The 6,306-nt window shown below is 67.7% G+C and carries 6 protein-coding genes; 4 read left to right on the top strand and 2 right to left on the bottom strand.

The window, feature by feature from the left end; all coding sequences use genetic code 11:
- Nucleotides 1-463 (top strand): alpha/beta fold hydrolase (locus tag AB4Z27_RS26795; protein ID WP_441645687.1); only part of this gene is annotated, 463 nt, incomplete at its 5' end.
- An 84-nt stretch (nt 464-547) separates the two neighbouring features.
- On the opposite strand, the gene AB4Z27_RS26790 is transcribed toward AB4Z27_RS26795, so the two are convergent.
- Nucleotides 548-991, bottom strand: coding sequence for a carboxymuconolactone decarboxylase family protein (locus AB4Z27_RS26790; RefSeq protein ID WP_092294945.1), 444 nt, complete (start codon nt 989-991; stop codon nt 548-550).
- A gap of 292 nt (nt 992-1,283) precedes the next feature.
- Here AB4Z27_RS26790 and AB4Z27_RS26785 point away from each other — a divergent pair, with 292 nt between their 5' ends.
- On the top strand, nt 1,284-2,495 hold the full coding sequence (locus AB4Z27_RS26785; RefSeq protein ID WP_441645686.1) for an NAD(P)/FAD-dependent oxidoreductase: 1,212 nt from the start codon (nt 1,284-1,286) through the stop codon (nt 2,493-2,495).
- 48 nt (nt 2,496-2,543) lie between these two features.
- Here the strand turns inward: AB4Z27_RS26785 and AB4Z27_RS26780 are convergent, their stop codons facing one another.
- The gene (locus AB4Z27_RS26780) at nt 2,544-3,065 is read right to left on the bottom strand and encodes an RrF2 family transcriptional regulator (protein WP_092294949.1); all 522 of its coding nucleotides are present in this window, start codon (nt 3,063-3,065) and stop codon (nt 2,544-2,546) included.
- Here AB4Z27_RS26780 and AB4Z27_RS26775 point away from each other — a divergent pair.
- Both AB4Z27_RS26775 and AB4Z27_RS26770 read left to right on the top strand, forming a co-directional pair.
- Nucleotides 3,057-4,556 carry a xanthine dehydrogenase family protein molybdopterin-binding subunit gene (locus AB4Z27_RS26775; RefSeq protein ID WP_441645685.1) on the top strand — a complete coding sequence of 500 codons (1,500 nt, stop codon included), beginning with the start codon at nt 3,057-3,059 and terminating at the stop codon, nt 4,554-4,556. The two genes, AB4Z27_RS26780 and AB4Z27_RS26775, sit on opposite strands and share 9 nt — an antisense overlap.
- Before the next feature lie 49 nt (nt 4,557-4,605).
- A complete protein-coding gene (locus tag AB4Z27_RS26770) occupies nt 4,606-6,300 on the top strand; it encodes an FAD-dependent oxidoreductase (RefSeq protein ID WP_441645684.1) in 1,695 nt (564 codons plus the stop codon).
- Nucleotides 6,301-6,306 lie beyond the last annotated feature (6 nt).

The following is a 6,306-nucleotide window of genomic DNA, read 5'->3' as shown; positions in this document are numbered from 1 at the left end:
GTTCAACCGCCCGCAATACATGCAGGAACGCCTGCAGGCGCTCAAGGAACCCGCATCGGCCGAAGCCGTGCGGAGCGCCTTCAATGCCTCGCGCGACGAGATTCTGCAGAACGCGTTCACGCGTGGATTGCCGGAGGGGGCGCGCTATGTGTTGGATGCGGCGTACCGTGCCGATCTTGCGCGGGGCTGGCAGAACGGGGCGTTGACGTCGGCCGACGCGTTCGCCCACTACTACGCGCACTTCACGCGGGATCAGAATGCGTTCGAGGCGCGGCTGCCGAGCCTGAAGACCCCGGTGAGCGTGGTGTGGGGCGAGCAGGACATCTATATCAACAAGGAAATGGGCGTCGAGTTCGCGCGCAGGACCGGAGCGCCATTGCGGCTGCTGCCCGCCACGGGCCATTACCCGCACCTGCAGCGTCCGCACGAGACGATCGAAAAGGTCCGCGCGGCGTTTCGTTGAGGGTCCCCAGCGTGGCCCGTGTCGCCACCACGGGCCGCCGCCTTTCCTACGTGGCGAACACGCCGCTGACGGCTCCTGTCGCCGTTACACCGCGCCCTCCGGCCCGCGCCGGAAGCTGATTGCCAGCCGGTTGAAGGCGTTCATGAGGCCGATCGCGATGGTCAGGTCGGCCAGTTCTTTTTCCTCGAAGACGGCGGCGGCAGCCTCGAAGGCGTCGTCGGGCACATGGGTGTCGGCGACACGGGTCACCGATTCGGCCCAGGCCAGTGCGGCCTTTTCGCGGTCGGAGAACAGGCTGCCGGCCTCGTGCCAGACCTGGACCAGCGCGAGCTTCTGCACGTCCACGCCCCTGCGCGTGAGATCCCGTGTGTGCATGTCCAGACAGTAGGCGCAGCCGTTGATCTGGCTGATGCGCAGGTAGGTCAGCTCCACCAGCGCGGGGTCGAGCCCGGACTGCGTGATGTAGCCGTAGACACTGCCAAGCGCCTTGACGCCGGCCGGGGAAGTTTTGGTGTAGTCGATACGCATGTTCCGTCCTGCTTGTTGGGTGTTCAGGGTTGGAGCCGATCAGAACCAAACTGCCTCATGATCGACTTCATTTCATTACTACGACTGATATAGTCGGAGATGAAGATAGCCGATCCGCGGTCGTACCGCAAGCGGTGGATGGGTTGGCGTAAACCCCGCCCCCAAAATTTCTTGCACGGCTTAACTACGACTAATACAATCGTAGTTAAGCCGCGTCGAGAAAGGCGGGCTGGAGATCGCCGCGGCGTCGCCGCTGGTCAAGGCAGCACAGATCCATTCAGGAGCAGTAGAGATGTCCCAACGCATTCTTGTCATTGGCGCCGGTTTTGCCGGCATGTGGAGCGCCCTCGCTTCGGCTCGTCTACTCGACGAGGCCGCGCGTACCGATGTGGAAATCGTGCTGATCGCGCCGGAGCCGGCGCTGCACGTGCGTCCGCGGCTCTACGAGCAGMACCCGCTGAAGATGAAGGCGCCGCTGCTGGAGATCYTCGCCGCTACCGGCGTGCGGTTCGTACAGGGCTTCGTCGAGCGCATCGACGTGGCGGCCCGTGAAGTGGAGGTGAGGGGCGTGGGCGCCGAACCATCGCGCCAGCCGCTTGGCTATGACCGCCTGGTGCTGGCGGCCGGCAGTCGGCTGTTCCGGCCGGCGATCAATGGGCTCGAAGCGCATGCCTTCAACGTCGATCAGGTGGCCGATGCCGCCCGGCTGGAAGTGCATCTGCACGGTCTGGCCGGCCGCCCAGACAGCGTGGCGCGCAATACCGTGGTGATCGCCGGCGCTGGCTTCACCGGCATCGAGACGGCGGCCGAAATGCCGGCGCGGCTGCGCGAAGTGCTCGGTGCCGATGCCGCAGTGCGCGTCATCATGGTAGAGCGCAATGGCGAGATCGGTCCGGACCTGGGCCAGGGGCCGCGCCCGGTGATCACCGAGGCGCTGACCGAACTCGGCGTGACGTGGAAGCTGGGCTCCGGTGTCGCGTCGGTGGACGCGGAAGGCGTCACGCTGGAAAGCGGCGAGCGCATCGACGCCCAGACCGTGATCTGGACCGCAGGCGCCCGCGCGAGCGCGCTGACCGACCAGATCCCCGCGCAGCGCGACAACTTCGGCCGGTTGCACGTCGATCGAAACCTGAAGGTCGATGGCGTGGCGCACGTCTATGCCACAGGCGATGTGGCCCGTGCGGCGACCGATGACGAGGGCAACGTCACGATGATGTCGTGCCAGCACGCGATGAACCTCGGGCGGTCCGCGGGGCACAACGTGGCAGCCGACCTGCTGGGCCAGCCGCCGATCCCGTACAGCCAGCCGAAGTACGTGACCTGTCTGGACCTGGGTCCGTGGGGCGCGGTCTACACCGAGGGCTGGGACCGCCAGGTGAAGCTGTCCGGCGCCGAGGCCAAGGCGCTGAAGACCAGGATCAACACGGAATGGATCTATCCGCCGAGCGCGAACCGGGCCGAGGCACTGGCGTCGGCTGACCCGCGCCGCATCGTCGTGGCCTGATCGGGCTGGGGGAATGAAGAAGGGCGATCCGCCGGGATCGCCCTTTTTTTATCTTGCGCTGCGCCGGTTGGCCGCGCGGTCTGTCAGCCACTCCACTACCTGCCCGCCGTAGGCGGCGGGCACTTTCTCCACGGTGCGTTCGGCAATGTCGGCCAGCGTGTGATTTTTCAACTCGGCGCGCATCGCCTTCTCGGCAGACTGCATCACGGCGTGGATCGTGCACACGCCGCGCGTCGCCCATGCCGGCGGGCAGCCCTCGAATACGGCACTGCGCTCGCGGATCTCCCGGCACTCGAACAGCGGCTTGTCGCCGTCGATGGCGACGATGACGTCGTAGACCGAGATGCGCGAAGGCGGGCGGGCGAGCCGAAAGCCGCCCTTGATGCCTTCGGTGGCCACCACGAGTTCRGCCTTCGCGAGCTTGGTGAACAGCTTGGCCAGGAACTCGGTGGGGATGCCCTGCAGCTCGGCCAGGTCGCGCACGCTGGCCTCTTCCACGGCCATGTTGGAACGGGACAGATAGAGCAGGCAGTGCAGCCCGTACTCGACACCCGTGCTGATATGGGACACCTGTGGCCGCACTCCGTGGCCGCCTGCGCGGCGGCCAAGATGACCGGGCGCCCGGTGAAGCTGGTGGTGCCACGCGCGCAGATGTTCACGACCACGGGGCAGCGGCCGGAGACGAAACAGCACCTCCGGCTGTCGGCGGGCGCCGACGGCAAGATCACGTCGATCCGGCATGAGTCGATCAACACCACGTCTTTTATCGAGCAGTACGTGGAGAACTGCGGCGGCATGACGTCGAGCCTGTACACCTGCCCGAGCGTGCTGGTCACGCACCACACCATCGACGTGCACCGGGGCGCGCCCACCTCCATGCGCGCGCCCGGCGCCGCGCCGGGCCTGTTCGCGCTCGAATCCGCCATCGACGAACTGGCGCTGGCGTGCCAGAAGGACCCGGTGCAGTTCCGCCTCGATAACATCTCCACGCGCGACGAAAGCACCAACCTGCCGTGGTCCAGCAACCACCTGCGCGAGGCCATCGAGCAGGGCGCCCGCAAGTTTGGCTGGGCCAGGCGCGACCCGCGCATCGGTGCGATGCGTGTGGGCGACGAGATTGCCGGCTACGGCGTGGCCGTCTGCAACTGGGACGCCTGGCGCACCCCAGCCGAAGCGCGGGTGCAKTTGCGCAGCGACGGCACGGCCGCGGTGATCTGCTCGATCCAGGACATCGGCACCGGTACCTACACGATTGCGGCGCAGACGGTGAGCGAGCTGACCGGCCTGCCGTTCGAGAAGATCGAGGTGAAGCTGGGCGATTCCTCGTTCCCGGCGGCACCGGTCTCGGGCGGATCGTGGGCCACGGCCAGCGTCCTGCCGGCCATCGCAGAGGCCACGCGCAACGCCATCGACCAGTTGCGCACGTTTGCCACGCAGGAGGGCGCGCCGTTCGCCGGGGCGAAGCCCGAGTCGCTTCGCTTCGAGAATGGCTGCCTGACCGATGGAACGCGCACCGTGGACTACGCCACCGTGCTGACCGCGCAGCGCTTTGCTAGCGCCGATGGTCATGCGCGCACGGGCGGCACGCCCACGGACAGGATGTCGTTCATGTCGTTCGGCGCGCATTTCGTGGAGGTGCGCTGGGACCCCGGCATCTCGCGCCTGCGCGTGGCGCGCGTGGTCAGCGCCATCGACGTGGGCCGCGTCATCAACCCACTGACGGCGCGCAATCAGGTGGAAGGCGCCATCGTCATGGGCGTGGGCATGGCGCTGTTCGAGGCCACCGAGTACGACGAGCGCAACGGCATCCCGGGCAACAACAACTACGCCGAGTACGTGATGCCGGTGCATGCGGACCAGCCGGACATCGACGTCATCCTGCTCGACTACCCCGACCTGGCCTTCAACGAGTTCGGCGCGCGCGGCATCGGGGAGATCGGCATTACCGGCTTTGCGGCGGCGGTGGCCAACGCGGTCTACCACGCCACGGGCAAGCGCATCCGTGACCTGCCCATCACCATGGAGAAGCTGATGGACGCGCCCGGCCGGGTCGCCGCCTAGCCGATGGCCTATATATATAGCGGTGGATGGCCGAGCGCGGGAGGGGGTGATGGTCGACAATCCGGTTCCGGAGGATGACGCCGGGGTGCGCGAGCACCCGCGCTACGCGCAGATGTTCCCCGTGCTGACCGAGGAGGACATCCAGCGCGTGCGCCGCTTCGGGCGCCTGTCGCACTTCGCTGTTGGCGAATGCCTGTACCGTGCCGGCAGCCTGTGCCCGGGGATGTTCCTGATCCTGTCCGGCAAGGTGCGCATCGTCGGGCGCGATGGGCTGGGCCACGAGCGCGTCCTCCACACCTACACCCAGCGCGGCGAGTTCACCTCGGACGTGACGCAGCTCTCGAACAAGCCAGCCGTGGTGGATGCGCGCGTGATCGAGGACGTGGAGGCCGTGCTGGTGCGCCCCGACGAACTGAGCGCGATGATGATCAGCGAGGCTGATCTCGGCGAGACCATCATGCGCGCGCTGATCCTGCGCCGCATGCTGGTGATCGAGCGCGGCCACGGCGTGGTGCTGGTGGGCGCGCCGGACAACGGGCGGCTGGTGGCGCTGCAGAACTTCCTGCGGCGCAACGGCTTTCCCAACACCACGCTCGACGCGGCGATGGACCCCGAGGCCGTYGCGCTGCTCGAACGCCTGACCCCGCTGCCGGACGACTTCCCGCTCGTGGTCTGCCCGGACGGCACCGTGCTGCGCAATCCGGACGAAGGCCACCTGGCCTCGTGCCTGGGCCTGATTCCCGAGTTCGATCCCACCCACGTCTACGACGTGGCGGTGGTCGGCGCCGGCCCGGCCGGGCTGGCCACCGCCGTCTATGCGGCGTCCGAAGGGCTGTCCGTGGCCGTGCTCGACTGTCGTGGGCCGGGCGGGCAGGCTGGCACCAGCGCGCGCATCGAGAACTACCTCGGCTTTCCCACGGGCATCACCGGGCAGTCGCTGGCCAGCCGCGCCTTCGCCCAGGCGCAGAAATTCGGCGCCCATATCGGCATTCCATGTGAAGTGAAGGCCCTGTATTGCGACCGGCGTCCGCTCTTCGTGGAACTGACCGATGACCGCCGCATTGCCGCGCGCACCGTGGTGATCGCCAGCGGCGCCGAATACCGGCGACCGGACGTGACTGGGCTTGAGCGCTTTGAGTCGTCCGGCATCTACTACTGGGCCACGCCGATCGAGGCGCGCCTGTGCCGCAAGGAGCCGGTGCTGCTGGTGGGCGGCGGCAATTCCGCCGGGCAGGCGGCGGTGTTCCTGGCCGCGCATGCCGAGCACGTGCACCTGTTTATCCGGGGCACCAGCCTTGAGCACAGCATGTCGCGCTACCTGACTGAGCGGATCGCCGTGCTGCCCAACGTGACCGTGCATACCCGCGTGGACCTGCGCGCGCTTGAAGGCGGGGCACGTCTCGAACGGGTGTATTACCGGSGCGCGGGCGGCGTGGAGGGCTGCATGACCACGCATCACCTGTTCGTCTTCATCGGCGCGGCGCCGAATACCGCGTGGYTGGCCACCTGCGGCGTGCTGCGCGACGAGAAGGGTTTCGTGTTGACCGGGGCCGAAGTGCCCGATGCCGCGCCGCACGTGCCRTCCCTGCAAACCAGCCTGGAAGGCGTGTTCGCCATCGGCGACGTGCGTTCGGGATCGATCAAGCGGGTGGCTTCCGCCGTGGGCGAGGGCGCTGCCGTGGTTGCGCAGATCCACGCCGTGCTGGCCGGCATGCGCGGCACCTGCCAGCCCGGCACGCGCTGATCCGTT

This window comes from Cupriavidus sp. KB_39 (assembly GCF_052114485.1).
GTDB lineage: Bacteria > Pseudomonadota > Gammaproteobacteria > Burkholderiales > Burkholderiaceae > Cupriavidus.
This window is presented reverse-complemented; position numbering and strand designations above follow the sequence as displayed.

Bases quoted from the DNA above. Each gene is read 5' to 3' on its own strand.
- AB4Z27_RS26790 (WP_092294945.1), bottom strand. From the start codon at position 991: ATGCGTATCGACTACACCAAAACTTCCCCGGCCGGCGTCAAGGCGCTT.